This window comes from Streptomyces sp. P9-2, assembly GCF_051903975.1.
Lineage (GTDB): Bacteria > Actinomycetota > Actinomycetes > Streptomycetales > Streptomycetaceae > Streptomyces > Streptomyces cellulosae.
In genome coordinates this window covers 5054448-5072721 of record NZ_CP192633.1, presented here as the reverse complement: position 1 = coordinate 5072721, position 18274 = coordinate 5054448, and the positions used below count along the sequence as shown (strand labels likewise).

General features: G+C 71.4%; 13 protein-coding genes and 1 pseudogene. 5 read left to right on the top strand and 9 right to left on the bottom strand.

Annotated features, from left to right (window positions below):
- The first annotated feature begins 98 nt into the window (after positions 1-98).
- Both ACQY0Z_RS23215 and ACQY0Z_RS23210 read left to right on the top strand, forming a co-directional pair.
- The gene (locus ACQY0Z_RS23215) at positions 99-2264 is read left to right on the top strand and encodes a RecQ family ATP-dependent DNA helicase (RefSeq protein WP_254587140.1); all 2166 of its coding nucleotides are present in this window, start codon (positions 99-101) and stop codon (positions 2262-2264) included.
- A 213-nt stretch (positions 2265-2477) separates the two neighbouring features.
- A complete protein-coding gene (locus ACQY0Z_RS23210) occupies positions 2478-3092 on the top strand; it encodes a hypothetical protein (protein ID WP_189903827.1) in 615 nt (204 codons plus the stop codon).
- A 129-nt stretch (positions 3093-3221) separates the two neighbouring features.
- Here the strand turns inward: ACQY0Z_RS23210 and ACQY0Z_RS23205 are convergent, their stop codons facing one another.
- The 3 genes from ACQY0Z_RS23205 to ACQY0Z_RS23195 form a co-directional block, all read right to left on the bottom strand.
- Positions 3222-3848, bottom strand: coding sequence for a hypothetical protein (locus tag ACQY0Z_RS23205; RefSeq protein WP_189903825.1), 627 nt, complete (start codon positions 3846-3848; stop codon positions 3222-3224).
- Positions 3849-3861: 13 nt separating this feature from the next.
- Entirely contained in the window at positions 3862-4617 is a 756-nt protein-coding gene (locus tag ACQY0Z_RS23200) for a ribonuclease HII (protein WP_189903823.1), read from the bottom strand.
- Positions 4618-4711: 94 nt separating this feature from the next.
- Positions 4712-5335 (bottom strand): TetR/AcrR family transcriptional regulator, encoded by a 624-nt coding sequence (locus ACQY0Z_RS23195; RefSeq protein ID WP_439812740.1) that lies wholly within the window; start codon positions 5333-5335, stop codon positions 4712-4714.
- Positions 5336-5520: 185 nt separating this feature from the next.
- Here ACQY0Z_RS23195 and ACQY0Z_RS23190 point away from each other — a divergent pair, with 185 nt between their 5' ends.
- Positions 5521-7068 (top strand): DHA2 family efflux MFS transporter permease subunit, encoded by a 1548-nt coding sequence (locus tag ACQY0Z_RS23190; protein WP_189903820.1) that lies wholly within the window; start codon positions 5521-5523, stop codon positions 7066-7068.
- 367 nt (positions 7069-7435) lie between these two features.
- Here ACQY0Z_RS23190 and ACQY0Z_RS23185 read toward each other — a convergent pair.
- The 3 genes and pseudogenes from ACQY0Z_RS23185 to ACQY0Z_RS23175 form a co-directional block, all read right to left on the bottom strand.
- Positions 7436-8332 (bottom strand): annotated as a pseudogene (locus ACQY0Z_RS23185) (ADP-ribosylglycohydrolase family protein); the annotation flags it as partial.
- A 49-nt stretch (positions 8333-8381) separates the two neighbouring features.
- Positions 8382-9041 (bottom strand): histidine phosphatase family protein, encoded by a 660-nt coding sequence (locus tag ACQY0Z_RS23180; RefSeq protein WP_189903816.1) that lies wholly within the window; start codon positions 9039-9041, stop codon positions 8382-8384.
- Between the two features lie 100 nt (positions 9042-9141).
- The gene (locus ACQY0Z_RS23175) at positions 9142-9747 is read right to left on the bottom strand and encodes a DUF4937 domain-containing protein (protein WP_189903814.1); all 606 of its coding nucleotides are present in this window, start codon (positions 9745-9747) and stop codon (positions 9142-9144) included.
- Positions 9748-9904: 157 nt separating this feature from the next.
- Between ACQY0Z_RS23175 and ACQY0Z_RS23170 the strand changes: the two genes are divergently transcribed.
- Positions 9905-10438 (top strand): TerD family protein, encoded by a 534-nt coding sequence (locus ACQY0Z_RS23170; protein WP_189903812.1) that lies wholly within the window; start codon positions 9905-9907, stop codon positions 10436-10438.
- A 105-nt stretch (positions 10439-10543) separates the two neighbouring features.
- Here the strand turns inward: ACQY0Z_RS23170 and ACQY0Z_RS23165 are convergent, their stop codons facing one another.
- Both ACQY0Z_RS23165 and nrdR read right to left on the bottom strand, forming a co-directional pair.
- Entirely contained in the window at positions 10544-13444 is a 2901-nt protein-coding gene (locus tag ACQY0Z_RS23165; RefSeq protein WP_189903810.1) for a vitamin B12-dependent ribonucleotide reductase, read from the bottom strand.
- 165 nt (positions 13445-13609) lie between these two features.
- On the bottom strand, positions 13610-14167 hold the full coding sequence (nrdR, locus tag ACQY0Z_RS23160) for a transcriptional regulator NrdR (protein WP_381725926.1): 558 nt from the start codon (positions 14165-14167) through the stop codon (positions 13610-13612).
- 574 nt (positions 14168-14741) lie between these two features.
- Here nrdR and lexA point away from each other — a divergent pair.
- The gene (lexA, locus tag ACQY0Z_RS23155; protein ID WP_024885652.1) at positions 14742-15521 is read left to right on the top strand and encodes a transcriptional repressor LexA; all 780 of its coding nucleotides are present in this window, start codon (positions 14742-14744) and stop codon (positions 15519-15521) included.
- A gap of 576 nt (positions 15522-16097) precedes the next feature.
- Here the strand turns inward: lexA and ACQY0Z_RS23150 are convergent.
- Positions 16098-18068, bottom strand: coding sequence for an ATP-dependent DNA helicase (locus tag ACQY0Z_RS23150; RefSeq protein ID WP_189903805.1), 1971 nt, complete (start codon positions 18066-18068; stop codon positions 16098-16100).
- Positions 18069-18274 lie beyond the last annotated feature (206 nt).

The following is an 18274-nucleotide window of genomic DNA, read 5'->3' as shown; positions in this document are numbered from 1 at the left end:
GATAAGTAGGATCAGGTCCATGTCATTGCCATCGACGCAGGCCGGCCTTTGTCCACAGCCTTGGGCCGATGTCGGCGCCGTCCTGTTGTATGGGAGCCATGGAGCACACGAGCAACACGGATCTCCGGACGGCCGCCGACGCGGTGCTCGCCCGTCTCGTCGGCGACGACACGGGCACCGCACGGCTGCGCGACGACCAGTGGCGGGCGATCGAGGCACTGGTCGCCGACAAGCGCCGGGCCCTGGTCGTCCAGCGCACGGGCTGGGGCAAGTCCGCGGTGTACTTCGTGGCGACCGCGCTGCTGCGGGCCCAGGGCAGCGGCCCGACCGTGATCGTCTCCCCGCTCCTGGCGCTCATGCGCAACCAGGTCGAGGCCGCGGCCCGGGCCGGGGTCCACGCCCGGACGATCAACTCCTCCAACAGCGAGGAGTGGGACGCCATCCGCGCGGAGATCGAGGCGGGGGACGTGGATGTGCTGCTGGTCAGTCCCGAGCGGCTGAACAATCCGGACTTCCGTGACCAGGTGCTGCCCCGGCTGGCCGCCGCGACCGGACTGCTCGTGGTCGACGAGGCGCACTGCATCTCCGACTGGGGCCACGACTTCCGCCCGGACTACCGGCGGCTGCGCACGATGCTGAGCGACCTGCCGGAGGGGGTGCCCGTCCTCGCCACCACCGCCACGGCCAACGCCCGGGTCACCGCCGACGTCGCCGAGCAGCTCGGCACGGGCGGTTCCTCGGACGCCCTCGTGCTGCGGGGCCCGCTGGAGCGGGAGAGCCTCAGCCTGAGCGTGCTGCGCCTGCCGGACGCGGCGCACCGCATGGCCTGGCTCGCCGACCACCTGGACCAGCTCCCAGGCTCGGGGATCATCTACACGCTGACGGTGGCGGTGGCCGAGGAGGTCACCGCGTTCCTGCGCCGGCGCGGGCATGAGGTCGCCTCGTACACCGGGCGGACGGAGAACGCCGACCGGCAGCAGGCCGAGGAGGACCTGCTGGCCAACAAGGTGAAGGCGCTCGTGGCCACCTCCGCCCTCGGCATGGGGTTCGACAAGCCCGACCTGGGCTTCGTGGTGCACCTGGGGTCGCCGTCCTCGCCCATCTCGTACTACCAGCAGGTGGGCCGCGCCGGCCGCGGAGTCCGGCACGCGGAGGTGCTGCTCCTGCCGGGCAAGGAGGACGAGGCGATCTGGGAGTACTTCGCCTCTCTCGCCTTCCCGCCGGAGGAGACGGTGCGCCGCACGCTCGACGTGCTGGCGCGCTCCGAACGGCCTCTGTCCCTCCCCGCGCTCGAACCGCTCGTCGAGCTGCGCCGCTCGCGCCTGGAGACCATGCTCAAGGTGCTCGACGTGGACGGGGCGGTGAAGCGGGTCAAGGGCGGCTGGATCGCGACGGGACAGCCGTGGACGTACGACTCCGAGCGGTACGCGTGGGTGGCGCGTCAGCGCGCGGCCGAGCAGCAGGCGATGCGCGACTACGTGGCGACGACGGACTGCCGGATGGAGTTCCTGCAGCGGCAGTTGGACGACGAGGGCGCCAAGCCCTGCGGCCGCTGCGACAACTGCGCGGGCGCCCGCTACACGGCCGAGGCCTCCTCCGCGGCCCTGGACGCGGCCCGCGCCGACCTCGGCAAGGCCGGCGTGGAGGTGGAGCCCCGGCGCATGTGGCCCACCGGACTCCCCGCGATCGGCGTGGATCTGAAGGGCCGTATCCCGGCCGGTGAACAGGCGGCGCAGGGCCGGGCGCTCGGCAGGCTGTCGGACATCGGCTGGGGCAACCGGCTGCGTCCGCTGCTCGCACCGCAGGCGCCGGACGGGCCCGTGCCCGACGACGTCGCCCGGGCCGCAGTGGGCGTCCTCGCCGACTGGGCCAAGGGGCCGGGCGGTTGGGCTCCGGGCGTGGACGACGCCCAGCCCCGGCCGGTCGGGGTGGTGACCGTCGACTCGCGCACGCGGCCGCGGCTCGTCCAGTCGCTCGGGGCGCACATCGCGGAGACCGGACGGCTGCCGCTGCTCGGCACGGTTCGGAGCACGGGCGAGCAGCACCAACTCCCCCGCAGTAACAGCGCCCAGCGGCTCAAGGCGCTCGCCGGCGCTCTGACCGTCCCGCCGGAGCTCGCGGAGGCGCTCGCGCGGGCCGGAGGTCCGGTGCTTCTGGTGGACGATTACACCGAGACGGGGTGGACGCTCGCCGTCGCGGCACGGCTGCTGCGGCGTGCGGGTGCGCAGGGAGTGCTGCCGCTGGTACTGGCCGTACAGGGCTGAGCGGAAGCCCGCATTCGGCGGGTGGGGATATTAGCCGCGGATCCGCCGATAACGGTCCGCTGCCCCAATTGCTCGTTGCCGCATCCAAGTTAGACAGGAAGAATTGAAGGACGCACCCGCACGGCTCGCCCGCCGACCAGGTAGGGCTCTGTTGCGTGCGCGCTCCCCCGAATCCGACCCGCCCGCAGTGTGGGCGTAGCCGAAGGGAGGACCGTGACCTTCGGATTCGCTCCGTCCTCGGCGGCTTCGCTGTCGTCGTCCGCCGTATCCGCCAACCGTGTGCTCGAGCCTGCGGAGTGGGCGGCCGCGGGAATCCCGCTGCTGCGCAGTCCGCGCGAGGTCGTCAGCGGACTGCACGCCCGGCACCGTCCCGGCCCGGCGACCGCGGTCGTCGCCGTGCTCGATCCGGACGAACGCCTGCGGGCGAGCGCGTCGTTCACGCGGCGGTCCGCCTCCGCCGACGGCTGGATGAACCGCAACGCGCTGCTGGCCCAGCTGCGCCGGGTGATTCCGCACGACCTGCGCCGCCGCACCCCGGTGCGCACCGCCGTCCTGCTCTACTGCCGTGAGGGCGACGCCCGCTGGACGGAGGAGGACGGGGCCTGGATGTGGGGACTGCGGGACGCCTGCACCCTGCATGGGCTGCGCTGCGGTGCGTACATCACGCTGACCCGTGACGGCTGGCAGGTCCTCGGTGAGGGCCGGGGCGGCCGCCATCCCAGCGCCGGTTCGGAACCGGAGACGGTGGCCATGTCCGAGGCGCCGCCGCGGATCCCGCGCACCGGCGGGGCCGCGTCGGACGTGCTGCGGCGCGCGGCGGCCCGCTAGACGCCGGACCGTTCGCCCGCCCCCGCGCACACCGACCGGCCACAGGTGCACAAGGCACCGTGGCCGCCGACGTTCACGTATGCACGAACGGTCCCCCGCCCGGATGCCGGACGGCGCCGTGGCGTCCGCTCAGACCCCCGCGCCCAGCACGGAGTTGATGCGCTGCGGGTCACCGCAGACGATCAGCAGCGCGCCGGCCCGGGCGTGGGCGGCCTTCAGGGCGGTGGCGGTGACGGACTCGGGGCCGCCGTTGACGGCGACCACCACGACGGGACGCGCCTTGGCACGGTCCGCCACCTGGGCGTCCGCGTAGAAGACGTCGTCGCCGGCGTCGTGCTGCGCCCAGTAGGACGCCTCGCCGAAGGACAGTTCGTGGGTGGCCCACGGGTGCTGTTCACCGGTGGTGATCACCAGCATGTCGCCGGGGGCGCGGCCGGAGTCCAGGAGCAGGTCCACGGCTTCCTCGGCGGCGTCGAGCGCCCCTTCGACGGATGCCGGGATCAGTTGGATCTGCGGGCCGTCGGCGGCAGCGGGCGAAGCCGAAGGGCCGGGCTTGGCCGCGGGGGCCGCGTCACGCGAGGTGCGCTGGGCCGGAGGCGCCGGCCGCGGCGGGCCGGGGCGACCGGGACGTGACGGAGCCGCGAGGCGGGGACCGGGTACGGGGCGGGGGGTCGGCGCGGTACGGCCGCTGGACGGCGTGGCGCGGGGACCCTGGGCACTCTCGTGAATCTGAGGCTCCTCGGGAATGAGAGGCATGAGCTGATTTTTATCAAACGGTGGCACGGCCTGCGGCGCCGGGTGGCACATCAGTGCGAGCGTCCGGTCCGAAGTCGAAGCCGAGTTGGCCCTCGATCGCCGGGACGGGCGCATCCGCCCAGGTGCGGGCCTTCTTGAGGTGCCGCCACTGGGGCAGCGCATCAAGATACGCCCACGACAGCCGGTGGTGCGGGGTGGGTCCCCGGACCTCCAGGGCGGCCCGGTGCACGGGGGACGGATACCCGGCGTTGTCCGCGAAAGCGAAGTCTGCATGGTCGGCGCCCAGTTCGGCCATCATTTTGTCGCGCTGGACCTTCGCGATGACGGACGCGGCCGCCACGGCCACGCACGACTGGTCGCCCTTGATGACCGTCCGGACCCGCCAGGGGGTGCCGAGGTAGTCGTGCTTGCCGTCGAGGATGACCGCGTCGGGCCGGACGGGCAGACCCTCCAGGGCGCGGACGGCCGCCAGGCGGAGCGCGGCGGTCATCCCCAGGTCGTCGATCTCCTCGGGCGACGCGTGGCCCAGGGCGTACGACGTCACCCAGTTCCGCAGCGTCTCGGCGAGTTCGGTGCGGCGCTTGACGGTGAGGAGCTTGGAGTCGGTGAGTCCCTCGGGGGGCCGGCGCAGTCCGGTGATCGCCGCGCAGACGGTGACCGGGCCGGCCCACGCGCCACGCCCCACCTCGTCGACACCTGCAACGATCTTCGCTCCGGTCGTGGCGCGGAGTGAGCGCTCGACGGTGTGAGTAGGTGGTTCGTACGGCATGGCGCCCTTAGCGTACGCCGCCCGGTTCGGTGTGCGACACCCCGGTTCCCGGACCGTGGACACCACCGTCACCACCTTGTGATCACGCGTGCGGTCAGGAGGCGTGCGGACGCAGCAGCGGGACCATCAACTGGTCGATCATCTGCTCCAGATCGACGTCCGACCATTCGCTGCCGCACATCTTCGAGCGGTACATCATCATCGCCGGAATGGCGTCGAAGACATACCCGTTGGCCGCGTCGGGTCGCACCTCTCCCCGCTCGATACCGCGCTCGACCACCCTGCGGAGCATCGTGAGGGTCGGCTCCACGACGCCGTTGAAGATCACCGCGTGGAAGCGTTCGGCCTCGGCGCTGTCGCACTCGTGAATGACCGCACGCAGGGCGAATCCCGGCTTGGAGAACATGGCGTTCCGGGCCCTGCGGCACAGCTCCAGCAGGTCCTCGCGCACGCTTCCCAGGTCCGGCGCCTCGTGGAACTCGGGCAGCGCGGCGCGCAGGGCGTCGGCGACGAGGTCCTCCTTGGAAGGCCAGCGCCGGTAGACGGCCGCCTTCCCCGTCTGGGCGCCCGCGGCGACACCCTCCATCGTCAGGCCGTTCCAGCCGACCGTGCTGAGCTGTTCCAGCGCGGCCTCGAGGATCGCGCGTTCCAGTACGGCGCCACGGCGGCGGGAGGCGGCCGTCTGAGCCTGGGCGGAGGCCCAGCTCGAAGTAACCATCTGACTCTCTCCAACGAGCAGAGGAAGCGGGCATTCAGGGATGAAGCACCCGCCGTACGGCACCGAAGGGGGACGCACCGACACGACGGCCGTTCAGTGAACGCTTGCGTTCACTGTCGGGGGCTCCTAACGTTGACGCAACAGTGAACGCACTCGTTCACTAACTCTTCCGTGGGGGACCCATCGTGACCACCTCTCCTTTGCTCCAGGATCCAAAGCCGGGTGCGGCTCGCCGGCCAGGGCGTCCCGGCATCGCCCTGGCCGTCATCGCGGCCTGTCAACTCATGGTCGTACTCGACGCGACGATTGTGAACATCGCGCTCCCGCACATCCAGAATGCCCTGCAGTTCAGCACCACCGATCTCACCTGGGTGGTCAGCGCCTACACCCTGACCTTCGGCGGGCTGCTGCTCCTCGGCGGCCGGGCCGGCGACATCCTCGGGCGGCGCCGCGTCTTCATGACCGGCATCCTGCTGTTCACCGCCGCCTCCCTGCTCGGCGGGCTCGCCCAGGAGCCGTGGCAGCTGCTCGCGGCGCGCGTCCTGCAGGGCGTGGGCGGCGCGATCGCCTCGCCGACCTCGCTGGCGCTCATCACCACCACGTTCCCGGAGGGCCCCGAGCGCAACCGGGCCTTCGGCGTCTTCGCCGCGGTCTCGGCGGGCGGCGGCGCCATCGGACTGCTCGCGGGCGGCATGCTCACCGAGTGGCTCGACTGGCGGTGGGTGCTCTTCGTCAACGTGCCCATCGGCCTGCTGATCGCCGTCCTCGCGCCGATGTACATCAACGAGTCCGAACGCCACACCGGCCGCTTCGACATCGCGGGTGCGGTGACCTCGACGGCCGGTATGGCCACGCTCGTCTACGGCTTCATCCGTGCGGCCGAGGAAGGCTGGAGCGACACCGTCACGATCGGCTCGTTCGTCGCCTCGGCGGTCCTGCTGGCCGGCTTCGCGCTGATCGAGTCCCGCGCCAGGGAACCGATCACGCCGCTGCGGATGTTCGCCGACCGCAACCGCTCGGGCACGTATGTGATCATGCTCAGCCTCGCCGCGGCGATGTTCGGCATGTTCTTCTACATCGTTCTCTTCGTGCAGAACGTCCTCGGCTACACCCCGATCGAGGCCGGTCTCGCCTTCCTGCCGGTGACGTTCGTGATCGCCGCCGGGGCGGGGATCTCGCAGCGGTTCCTGCCGGTGTTCGGCCCCAAGCCCTTCATGATCACTGGTTCGACGCTGGCCGCGCTCGGGCTGGCCTGGCAGACGCTGATCGACTCCGACAGCTCCTACGTCAGCGGCATCCTCGGGCCGATGCTGGTCTTCGGCTTCGGCATGGGCCTGAACTTCGTGACGCTGACGCTCACCGCGGTCTCCGGGGTGGCCCAGCACGAGGCCGGCGCCGCCTCCGGCCTGCTCAACGCCATGCAGCAGGTGGGCGGATCGGTGGGCCTGGCACTGCTCACCACGGTGTTCGGCACGGCCAGCCGCGACGAGGCGGAGAAGCAGGTGCCGGCCTTCCTCGCGGAAGGGACGGCGGAACAGAAGGCGGAGTTCACGCAGACCCAGCAGCTTCCGGCGCCCTGGGGGCACGAGGTGCTCGCGCAGGGCATCTCCGCGGCCTTCATCCCGGCGGCGGCGATGGCGGTGCTGGCCCTGGCAGTCGCCTGGCTCGTCATCCGGGTCCGCAGGAGCGACCTGGAGGCGCTGTCCGGCACGGCCGGCCCCGGCATCGGCTGACGGCGACATCACGCGCGCCCGGCCCGGCGACGCACCGGCCGACTTCACGGGGGTCGGCGGGGCGACGCCGGGCCGGCGCGCGTGTGACGCGTACGACACCAGCACGGCGCACAGCACCAGCAGCACCCCCGCCCACACGGCCATCCGGCACCCCTCCCCCGACACGCTCGACACGCCCGCACCCCGCGTCGGCGCCACACCGACACGTGTCAGCCTCTCCGGAGCGCCGCAAGGCCCGCAGAGCCTCACACCCGCCCGCAGCCGACACACCGGCAACGACCGTCCGGTCACACAGAGTTCCCGACATGCACGGAGAGTTCCGAAACGGCCGCCGGAGCGCCGAGGTCCTCAGACCTCGCCCCCCCCGCGTCACCCACTCCGGCAACGGCTCCACCCGCCGCACCCACTCCTCGGGCGGCGCCCCCGCCGGCCCGGCCGCGACGACCCCGCCCACGATGGAGCAGGTGGTGTCGACGTCACCGCCCACCTGCGCGGTCGTCCAGAAGGCGTTCTCGTAGTCGCCCAGGGAGCGGGCGGCGGACCAGAGCGCGAAGGGCACGGTGTCGTGCGCGCTCGTACGCCGTCCGCAGCCGAGGACGGCCGCGACGGTGGCCGCGTCGCCGTAGTCGAGCATGTCCCGCGCCCGCCGCAAACCCGCGCCGACCGCACTGCGTGCGGGGATCAGCGCGATGACCCCGTCGAGGAGGTCCTCGGCGCCGGGCGGCCCGTCCGGCGCGGCGGCGAGGGCGGCCGCCGCGGCGACGGCCATCGCGCCGACCACGGCCTCGCGGTGCTGATGCGTGGGGTAGGCGGAGATCTCCGCCTGGTGGGTGGCCTGCTCGGGGTCGTCGGCGTACCAGGCGCCCAGCGGCGGGATGCGCATCGCGGCGCCGTTGCCCCACGAGCCCTGGCCGTTGAAGAGGGCGGCGGACAGTTCGCGCCAGTCGCCGCCCTCGCGGACCAGGCGCAGCAGGCGGTTGACGGCGGGGCCGTAGCCTCGGTCGAAGTCGTGGTGGTGGGCGAAGGAGCGGGCCAGGGCGTCCTGGTCGATGCGGTGGTGGGCGGCGAGGACGGCGACGACGGAGCAGGCCATCTCGGTGTCGTCGGTCCACTGCCAGGGGCCCTCGGGCAGTTCGCGGCGCTTGAGCAGCGGGTAGTTCACCGGCACGAAGAACTGAGAGCCGAGCGCATCCCCCACCGACAGGCCGCGCAGGCTCGCCAGCGCGCGCTCCAGCCGCGCCTCCGGGGAACGATCAGTGGTCATCGCCTCGCAACTCTCCCATCCGGCTGTCGCCGACTCCAGTACATCTCGCCTATCCGGTGATCGGGTAGGGCTCCGGATCGCGCCAGCGATCGAAGGGCCTGTCCAGCGTGTACTTCCCGTTCTCGCCCAGGACGAGCATCCTCACCTCGGCGTTCCCCGGGTTGGACAGCGACTCGAACTCCGCCACGGTCCAGTGGAACCACCGCATGCAGAACAGCCGCATGGCCAGACCGTGGGTGACGATCAGGACGTTCGGCGGGTGGTCCGGGGCCTCGAAGCTGCGGAACAGGCTCTCCAGGAAGCCGCCGACACGGTCGTAGACGTCGGCGCCGGACTCGCCCTGGGCGAAGCGGTAGAAGAAGTGGCCGTAGGCGTCCCGGTAGGCCTTCTGGAGGCGGACGTCCTCGCGGTCCTGCCAGTTGCCCCAGTCCTGTTCGCGCAGGCGGGGCTCCTCGCGGACGCGTATCAGGTCCGGGTCGAGGTGGAAGGCGTTCAGGGTCTCGAGCGTCCGTCGGTACGGGGACACGTAGACGCTGACCCGCTCCTGGCCGAAGAGGTCGCGGAGCCGCTCGCCCGTCGCCTCGGCCTGCTTCCTGCCCCGCTCGGTGAGTCCCAGGGCGTGGTCGGGTTCGCGCTCATAAACGGTGTCGTCAACATTGCCCGTTGATTCACCGTGCCGGACAAGGACGATGCGCCGTGGTCGTGCCATGCCAAAACCCTAGATCGGGTGAGGGCGCAACGGGCACTCGTGCGGGTTCCGTACGGCATTTGTCACACATGTTTGCCGCGCCGGGTCGCGGAAGGGGCGCTCACACCGTCCAGGCGGACTCCATGTCGACGAGGTCGCCCGCGAGGGCCGCGACGTCCGCCTCGGTCTGGGCCCGCAGGGCCAGTCGCTCCACGCGTTCGGTCCGGTACTTGCCGTGTTCGGCGGCGGACCGCCACATCGACAGGACGAGGTACTCGTTGCCCGGCGCCTCGCCGAACAGTCCCCGCACCATGCCGGGCGAGCCGGCCATCGCCGGGTTCCAGACCTTCTCCTGCATCAGTACGAAGTGCTCGGCGCGTTCCTCGTGGACGCGGCACAGCGCGACCCGGATCAGGTCGGCGTCGGTGAAGCGCGGCTCGAACCCGGTCTTCACGTCGAAGCGGTGGTCGAACAGCCTGACCTGGGCGTTCTTGAAGGTGCCTGCCTGGGAGGAGGCCAGCCGGTCGTGGGACCTGGCCATGAACGAGTCGTAGAAGGCGCGGCTCTCCCAGAAGGAGAAGATGTGCGCCACGTCCTGCCGTCCCCGGCTCCAGCCTCCGCCCTGCGCGCGAAACCCCGGCTCCCCCAGAAGCCCCGCCCACTTCCGCTGTCCCCGCTCGAACCCCCGACGGTCCACCACGGTGCAGCGAATCCACTTGACCAGCACCGCGCCATCGTAAGGCCAGGGAGTGCGGCCCCGGTCGCCCTCGCGTCGACTGCGTACCGGCGCCCGGGAGCGCACGCGTGGCAGGATGGACAATCTGCCGTGGTTTTGCGGTAGTTGGGGTGTGCCGGCAGGACGGTCACGAGGAAGGGGACAACGGGTGAACGGCATCGGCAAGGGGATCCGCAAGGTCGAGATCGCGCTGCGGTGGGATCCGAGTCCGACGGGGGAGCCCTCCACCGACCTCGATCTGGTCGCCGCGCCCTACGGGGCGGACGCCCCGTACGGGGACCCGGCCTACGTGGTGCACTTCGACAGCCGCTCCCCCGACGGCACGATCACACTCAACCGGGACAGCCAGGACGGCAAGGGGTTCGGCTACGACGAGGTGATGACGCTGGAGCTGGACCGCCTGGACCCGCGCTACGCGCGCGTGGTGGTCGGGGTCGTCATCCAGCAACAGCAGGCGCCGAGGACGTTCTCCGGGGTGCGCGACCCGGGACTGCGCATCCGTGAGGGCTACGACGTGCTGGCGGAGGACGACTTCGGCGGGGTGCTGGGCGCGACGGCGGCCACGGTCGCGGAGTTCGTCCGGGAGGGCTCGGGCCCCTGGGAGTTCCGGGCGGGCGTGCACGGCTTCGACGGCGACCCGGTGGACTTCACGCGCGCGATGGGCGCGGCCCGGCGGGCCTGACGCCGGGAGGGGCACCTCCGTGAACGCCCGAGGGCGGTGGCACCGGAAACCCGGCGCCACCGCCCTCACCGTCTCACCGCCGGGCAGCGCCCGGACGGGTCGGCGTCAGCTGCAGCCGCTGGTCGAGCCGCAGCCCTCGCAGATGTAGCAGGAGCCTGCGCGCTGCATCTTCGTGCCGCAGGAGAAGCACAGCGGGGCGTCGGCCTGGATGCCCAGCTGCATCTCCACCAGCTCGGCGCTGGTGTGCGCCTGCTTCGGGGCGGGCTTGGCCGCCTCGGTCTCGGTCTCGGCCTTCGGCGTGGAGACCGCCTTCAGCTCCTGGGCGCGCGGGGCCGACTGGGCCAGGCCCTCGACGTCGACCTCGTCGTCGGTCGGCTCGTACGAGCCGGTCTCCAGGTGACGCTGGCGCTCCTCGGCGGAGTGGATGCCCAGCGCGGAACGCGTCTCGAAGGGCAGGAAGTCCAGCGCCAGGCGGCGGAAGATGTAGTCGACGATCGACTGCGCCATCCGCACGTCCGGGTCGTCCGTCATGCCGGCCGGCTCGAAGCGCATGTTGGTGAACTTCGAGACGTACGTCTCCAGCGGCACGCCGTACTGGAGGCCCACCGAGACGGCGATGGAGAAGGCGTCCATCATGCCCGCGAGCGTCGAACCCTGCTTCGACATCTTCAGGAAGACCTCGCCGAGACCGTCGTCCGGGTAGGAATTGGCGGTCATGTAGCCCTCGGCGCCGCCCACCGTGAAGGAGGTGGTGATGCCGGGACGGCCCTTCGGGAGGCGCTTGCGGACCGGGCGGTACTCGACGACCTTCTCGACCGCGGCGCGGATCGTCTCCTCGGCCTTCTCCGTGACCTCGGCCTTCTCCTTCTCCTTGGTCTTGGCGGAGAGGGGCTGGCCGACCTTGCAGTTGTCGCGGTAGATGGCGAGCGCCTTGACGCCCAGCTTCCAGGCCTCGAAGTAGATCTCCTCGACCTCCTCGACGGTCGCCGTCTCCGGCATGTTGACCGTCTTGGAGATGGCGCCGGAGATCCAGGGCTGGATCGCGGCCATCATGCGGACGTGGCCCATCGGGGAGATGGCGCGCTCGCCCATGGCGCAGTCGAACACCTCGTAGTGCTCGGGCTTGAGGCCGGGGGCGTCGATCACATTGCCGTGCTCGGCGATGTGGGCGACGATCGCCTCGATCTGCTCCTCCTGGTAGCCCAGGCGGCGCAGGGCCTGCGGGACGGTGCCGTTGACGATCTGCATCGAGCCGCCGCCGACCAGCTTCTTGAACTTGACCAGGGCGAGGTCGGGCTCGACACCGGTGGTGTCGCAGGACATCGCCAGGCCGATGGTGCCGGTCGGGGCGAGCACGGAGGCCTGCGCGTTGCGGAAGCCGTTCTTCTCCCCGAGGCGCAGCACGTCCTGCCAGGCCTCGGTGGCGGCGGCCCACACCGGGCTGTCCAGGTCGTCCATGCGCGTGGCGGCGCCGTTGGCGTCGGCGTGCTGCTTCATGACGCGCTTGTGGGCGTCGGCGTTGCGGGCGTAGCCGTCGTACGGGCCGACGATCGCGGCGAGCTCGGCGGAGCGGCGGTAGGCGGTGCCGGTCATCAGGGAGGTGATGGACCCGGCGAGCGCGCGGCCGCCGTCGGAGTCGTAGGCGTGACCGGTGGCCATCAGCAGGGCGCCGAGGTTGGCGTAGCCGATGCCGAGCTGGCGGAAGGCGCGGGTGTTCTCGCCGATCTTCTGGGTCGGGAAGTCCGCGAAGCAGATCGAGATGTCCATCGCGGTGATGACCAGCTCGACGACCTTCTGGAAGCGCTCGGTCTCGAACGACTGGTTGCCCTTGCCGTCGTCCTTGAGGAACTTCATCAGGTTCAGCGAGGCCAGGTTGCAGGACGTGTTGTCCAGGTGCATGTACTCGCTGCACGGGTTCGACGCGGTGATCCGGCCGGACTCGGGGCAGGTGTGCCAGTGGTTGATGACGCCGTCGTACTGGATGCCCGGGTCGGCGCAGGCCCAGGCGGCCTCGGCGATCTTGCGGAAGAGCGCCTTGGCGTCGACCTCCTCGATGACCTCGCCGGTCATGCGGGCACGCAGGCCGAACTTGCCGCCCTTCTCGACGGCCTCCATGAACTCGTCGTTGACGCGCACGGAGTTGTTGGCGTTCTGGTACTGGACGGAGGCGATGTCGTCGCCGCCCAGGTCCATGTCGAAGCCCGCGTCGCGCAGGACGCGGATCTTCTCCTCCTCCTTCACCTTGGTCTCGATGAAGTCCTCGATGTCCGGGTGGTCGACGTCGAGCACGACCATCTTCGCCGCACGGCGGGTGGCGCCGCCGGACTTGATGGTGCCGGCGGAGGCGTCGGCGCCGCGCATGAAGGAGACCGGCCCGGAGGCGTTGCCGCCGGAGGAGAGGAGCTCCTTGGAGGAGCGGATGCGGGAGAGGTTCAGGCCGGCGCCGGAGCCGCCCTTGAAGATCATGCCCTCTTCCTTGTACCAGTCGAGGATCGACTCCATGGAGTCGTCGACGGACAGGATGAAGCAGGCGCTGACCTGCTGCGGCTGGGGCGTGCCCACGTTGAACCACACGGGGCTGTTGAAGCTGAAGATCTGGTGCAGGAGGGCGTAGGCCAGCTCGTGCTCGAAGATCTCGGCGTCGGCGGGCGAGGCGAAGTACTTGTTGTCCTCGCCGGCCTTCCGGTACGTCTTCACGATGCGGTCGATCAGCTGCTTGAGGCTGGTCTCGCGCTGCGGGGTGCCGACGGCGCCCCGGAAGTACTTGCTGGTGACGATGTTGACCGCGTTCACCGACCAGAAGTCGGGGAACTCCACGCCGCGCTGCTCGAAGTTGACCGAGCCGTCGCGCCAGTTGGTCATGACGACGTCACGGCGCTCCCAGGCCACCTCGTCGTACGGGTGGACCCCCGGGGTGGTGTGGATGCGCTCGACCCGAAGTCCCTTGCCGGCCTTGCCCGCCTTGGCTCGGGAACTACGTGCCGGACCGCTCGCCGTCTCTGTCATGCCGCCTCCCTGATACGGGCGAAAACGCCCTGAAGTGCCCCGATGTTCCCGTGGCACGGTGTTCTGTCTGATGCTGCGGGCACCCACTCGCCTGCCCGCAACAGGTCTTCTCCGCCGCCGGCCGAACCGGTCCCCGGACCCTCGCGTCCGGGGCCGGACCGCCGCTCAGCCGGCGGCGGGAGCGGACGCGGGGACCTGCATGGTCCCCTCCTGCCCGCTGTCGTCTTCCTGGCTCCCCGGGGCGGCCCCGTCGCCGCCCCCGTCGCCCTCGGCGGGCCGTTCCGCCCGCCGGAGTTCCGCGATCGCGGCCTCGAAGTCCTCCAGCGAGTCGAACGCCCGGTACACGGACGCGAACCGCAGGTAGGCCACGAGGTCGAGTTCCTGCAACGGGCCGAGTATGGCCAGCCCCACGTCGTGGGTGGTCAGCTCGGCGCTTCCGGTGGCCCGCACCGCTTCCTCGACCCGCTGGCCGAGCTGGGCGAGGGCGTCCTCGGTGACGGGCCGTCCCTGGCACGCCTTGCGCACACCGTTGATGATCTTGGTGCGGCTGAACGGCTCGGTGACTCCCGACCGCTTGACCACCATGAGCGAACACGTCTCCACGGTCGTGAAACGACGGGAGCAGTCCGGGCACTGGCGGCGCCTGCGGATCGACGTGCCGTCGTCGGTCGTACGGCTGTCGACGACGCGGCTGTCGGGGTGCCTGCAGAAGGGGCAGTGCATGGATCCCAACCCTCCTCACAGCAGACTCAACGGCCTCGCCAGGCCTCAAGGGCCTCACGAAGCAGCACCAGCATAGGCGATCGCGGAGCCCTCGGAGACCGGGGGGACCACAACTTCTGGGCTGCTGTTGCAATCCAACCACTAGATGTGGGGATTGGTGCATACATCGAGAGTGATACGCGTGTCGCGCGCCGAAAGGGGAATCCGGCCCTGGAAGCCTGCCCGCGCCCGGGCTCGTCCCGGGCGCGGAGGCCCGATCCCGTTGAGGAGAAGGCGTGCCGGAGACGGGGAGGGGGCGTGCCGCTCCGGGAGAGGGCGGGGCCGCTTCACGCGCGCGGGGGCCCACGATGGCAGACTGAGTCCGCGCGCCGCGAGGCCGCCGCCCCGGCGGAGACCTCGGCGGTGAAGAGTACAACAAATGGCCCGTTTGTCCGGCAGGAAGTGCGGCGACCAATACACCTCCGTGAAAGAACGCGAGCCGCAATTCGCGATTTTTCACTCGAACGTGTGTTTGGCGCAACCTTTCGAAAGCATCTACCGTTGTGCTGCAGGGAGACCATCGAGAGGGGCCGACGTGACCACCACCGCAGACAGTGCCGCCATCACTGCCCAGGACCGCTCCCAGGGCCGCATCGAGCCGGTGCATGCGATGAACGAAGCCACGAATCCCGAGGCGCACAAGCGCTCCCTGCCGGGCCGACCTCCCGGCATCCGGGCGGACAGCTCCGGACTCACCGACCGCCAGCGCCGGGTCATCGAAGTCATCAGGGACTCGGTGCAGCGGCGCGGATACCCGCCGTCGATGCGGGAGATCGGCCAGGCGGTCGGGCTCTCCAGCACCTCCTCCGTCGCGCACCAGCTCATGGCGCTGGAGCGCAAGGGCTTCCTGCGCCGTGACCCGCACCGTCCGCGCGCGTACGAGGTGCGGGGTTCCGACCAGGCCGCGTCGGTGCAGCCGACGGACACCGCCGGCAAGCCCGCCGCGTCGTACGTGCCGCTGGTCGGCCGGATCGCCGCCGGTGGCCCGATCCTCGCGGAGGAGTCCGTCGAGGACGTCTTCCCGCTGCCCCGGCAGCTCGTCGGCGACGGTGAGCTGTTCGTGCTGAAGGTCGTGGGTGACTCCATGATCGAGGCCGCGATCTGCGACGGCGACTGGGTCACGGTCCGCCGCCAGCCGGTCGCCGAGAACGGCGACATCGTGGCGGCCATGCTCGACGGCGAGGCGACCGTCAAGCGGTTCAAGCGGGAGGACGGCCATGTGTGGCTGCTCCCGCACAACGCGGCCTACGAGCCGATCCCCGGTGACGACGCGACGATCCTCGGCAAGGTGGTGGCCGTCCTCCGCCGCGTCTGACCCCGACGGGACGCCGGGTCGCTCCCGGCCCACCCCGCCCCCTGTCCGGACCCCGGAACCTCTGCGCCGGTTCCGGGGTCCTGTGTGTCTTCCGGACGCCTTGGGGGGCGCCCCAAGGCCCCTGCAGGCGCGGTGCTGCCGCACACGCCCCGGGCTCTACGCACGGCGCCCCGTGGGGGCACGCACCCATGACAACTCCGGCCACCGCCGGCCGGGGGCCGCTGAATCGCACCCACACGCGACGACGCGACGGCCTGGTCCCGGGGATCCGACTGCCGACCAGGGGCCCCTCCCAGCACTGGGCGGACGCCGTTCCCGTGCGGGCTGCTGCGGGCAGCTCGGGCTGCACGGCGCCGTACCGCTCCGCAGGGGCGAACATCCGTTTGATGTCTGTTCCCGCAGTGCGAGCGAAGCGAGCCCCTGCGGCAGCCGGCACCCCGACGCCCGGCCGGCTGCGGGCCCGGCCCGGTGCCGGAGGAAGGGACCCACCCCGGCCTTCCAGGGCCGTTCCTCCGCCCTTCCAGGGGCCGCGTGGCCCCTGCCCACCCAAAGGGGCGCCGGGCTTCAGGCCCGCCCCTACTCCGCCTGCTTGGCCGCCGCGTCGATCGCCGCGAGAGACTTGCGCACCTGATTTCGATCCGTCGTGTACCAGAAGTCCGGCATCGATGCCTTCAAGTAGCTGCCGTAGCGTGCCGTCGCCAGGCGGGGATCCAGGACCGCCACCACTCCCCGGTCGCCCGAGGCACGGACCAGGCGGCCCGCTCCCTGGGCCATCAGCAGAGCCGCGTGCGTCGCCGCTACCGCCATGAAGCCGTTGCCGCCGGCCTCCTCCACGGCCTTCTGGCGGGCGCTCATCAGGGGGTCGTCGGGGCGCGGGAACGGGATCTTGTCCATGACCACCAGCTGGCAGCTGGGCCCGGGAACGTCCACGCCCTGCCACAGGGACAGCGTGCCGAAGAGGCACGTCCGCGGGTCCGCCGCGAAGTTCTTGATCAGCTCGCCGAGCGTCTCCTCGCCCTGGAGGAGGATCGGGTACTCCGGGATCCGCGAGCGCAGCTCCTCCGCCGCGAGCTGCGCCGCCCGCATCGACGAGAACAGCCCCAGCGTGCGGCCCCCGGCCGCCTGGATCAGCTCCGTGAGCTCGTCGAGCATGTCCTTGCGGTCACCGTCCCGGGCCGGGCGGGCCAGGTGCTTGGCGACGTACAGGATGCCCTGCCGGGGGTAGTCGAACGGCGAGCCGACGTCCACGCCCTTCCACTGCGGGAGGTCGTCCCCCTCCGCGCCCTCGGGGCCGAGCCCCAGCGACGCCCCCACGCCGTTGAAGTCGCCGCCCAGCTTCAGCGTGGCGGACGTCAGCACGACCGAGCGGTCGGTGAACAGCTTCTCCCGCAGCAGCCCCGAGACCGACATGGGCGCGACCCGCAGCGAGGCACCGAAGCGGTCGTGCCGCTCGTACCAGACGACGTCCCACTCGGAACCGTTGGTGATCCGCTCCGCCACGTCGTGGACGCTCTCCACGGAGGCCAGCGCCTGCTTGCGGACCGCGTCCTCGTCCTGGACCGACTTGTCGCGGGTGGAGCCGATCGCGGAGATCACCGTGCGGCACGCGTCGCGCAGCGCCATCAGCGCGTACCCGAGGTCCTCCGGGATCTCCTCCAGCCGGCCGGGCAGCGCCAGCTCCATCAGCCGCTCGAAGCCCTCGGCAGCCGTCTGCAGCTGGTCGGCCGCCTTCTCGTTCACCAGCTTCGCCGCACGCCGCACCGCCCGGTTCACCTGGCCCGGGGTGAGCTCGCCGGTGGCCACCCCGGTCACCCGGGACACCAGCTCGTGCGCCTCGTCCACGATCAGCACCTCGTGCTGCGGCAGCACCGGGGCGCCCTCGATGGCGTCGATCGCGAGCAGCGCGTGGTTGGTGACGATCACCTCGGCCAGCTTGGCGCGCTCACGCGCCGCCTCGGCGAAGCACTCCGCGCCGTACGCGCACTTGGTGGCGCCCAGGCACTCCCGCGAGGACACCGACACCTGCGACCAGGCCCGGTCGGACACGCCGGGCGTGAGGTCGTCGCGGTCGCCGGTCTCCGTCTCGTCCGACCAGTCGCGCAGCCGCAGCAGGTCCTGGCCCAGCTTGCTGGTGGGCGCGGCCGCCTCGAACTGGTCGAAGAGGCCCTCCTCCTCGTCCTGCGGGACGCCCTCGTGCAGCCGGTGCAGGCACAGGTAGTTCGACCGGCCCTTGAGCATCGCGAACTCCGGGCGGCGGCGCAGCAGCGGATGCAGCGCCTCCACCGTGCGCGGCAGGTCCCGCTCCACGAGCTGCCGCTGGAGCGCCAGGGTCGCCGTCGCCACGACGACCCGCTCCCCGTGCGCGAGCGCGGGCACCAGATAGCCCAGGGACTTACCGGTGCCGGTGCCGGCCTGGACGAGCAGATGGGCGCCGTCGTCGACCGCCTCGGCGACGGCTTCGGCCATGGCCACCTGACCGGGGCGCTCTGTGCCGCCGACAGCGGTGACGGCAGCATGCAGGAGTTCGGGGAGTGAGGGCTGAGTCATAGCCCGACCAACCCTACGGCCCCCCACCGACAAACGTGCGCGCACACGGAGAGCCGCGGAGGCGGCCGGCGCCCCGCGCCCGAAGCGCGGCCCGGCGCCCGGAGCAACACCCCCGCGCGCGGCGCGCGAAAGGACCTCCGCCGCTACCACGCCCCGCGCCCCCACGCCCCCGCTCCACGAGATCCGCACCCGACCGGCCAGGTCAG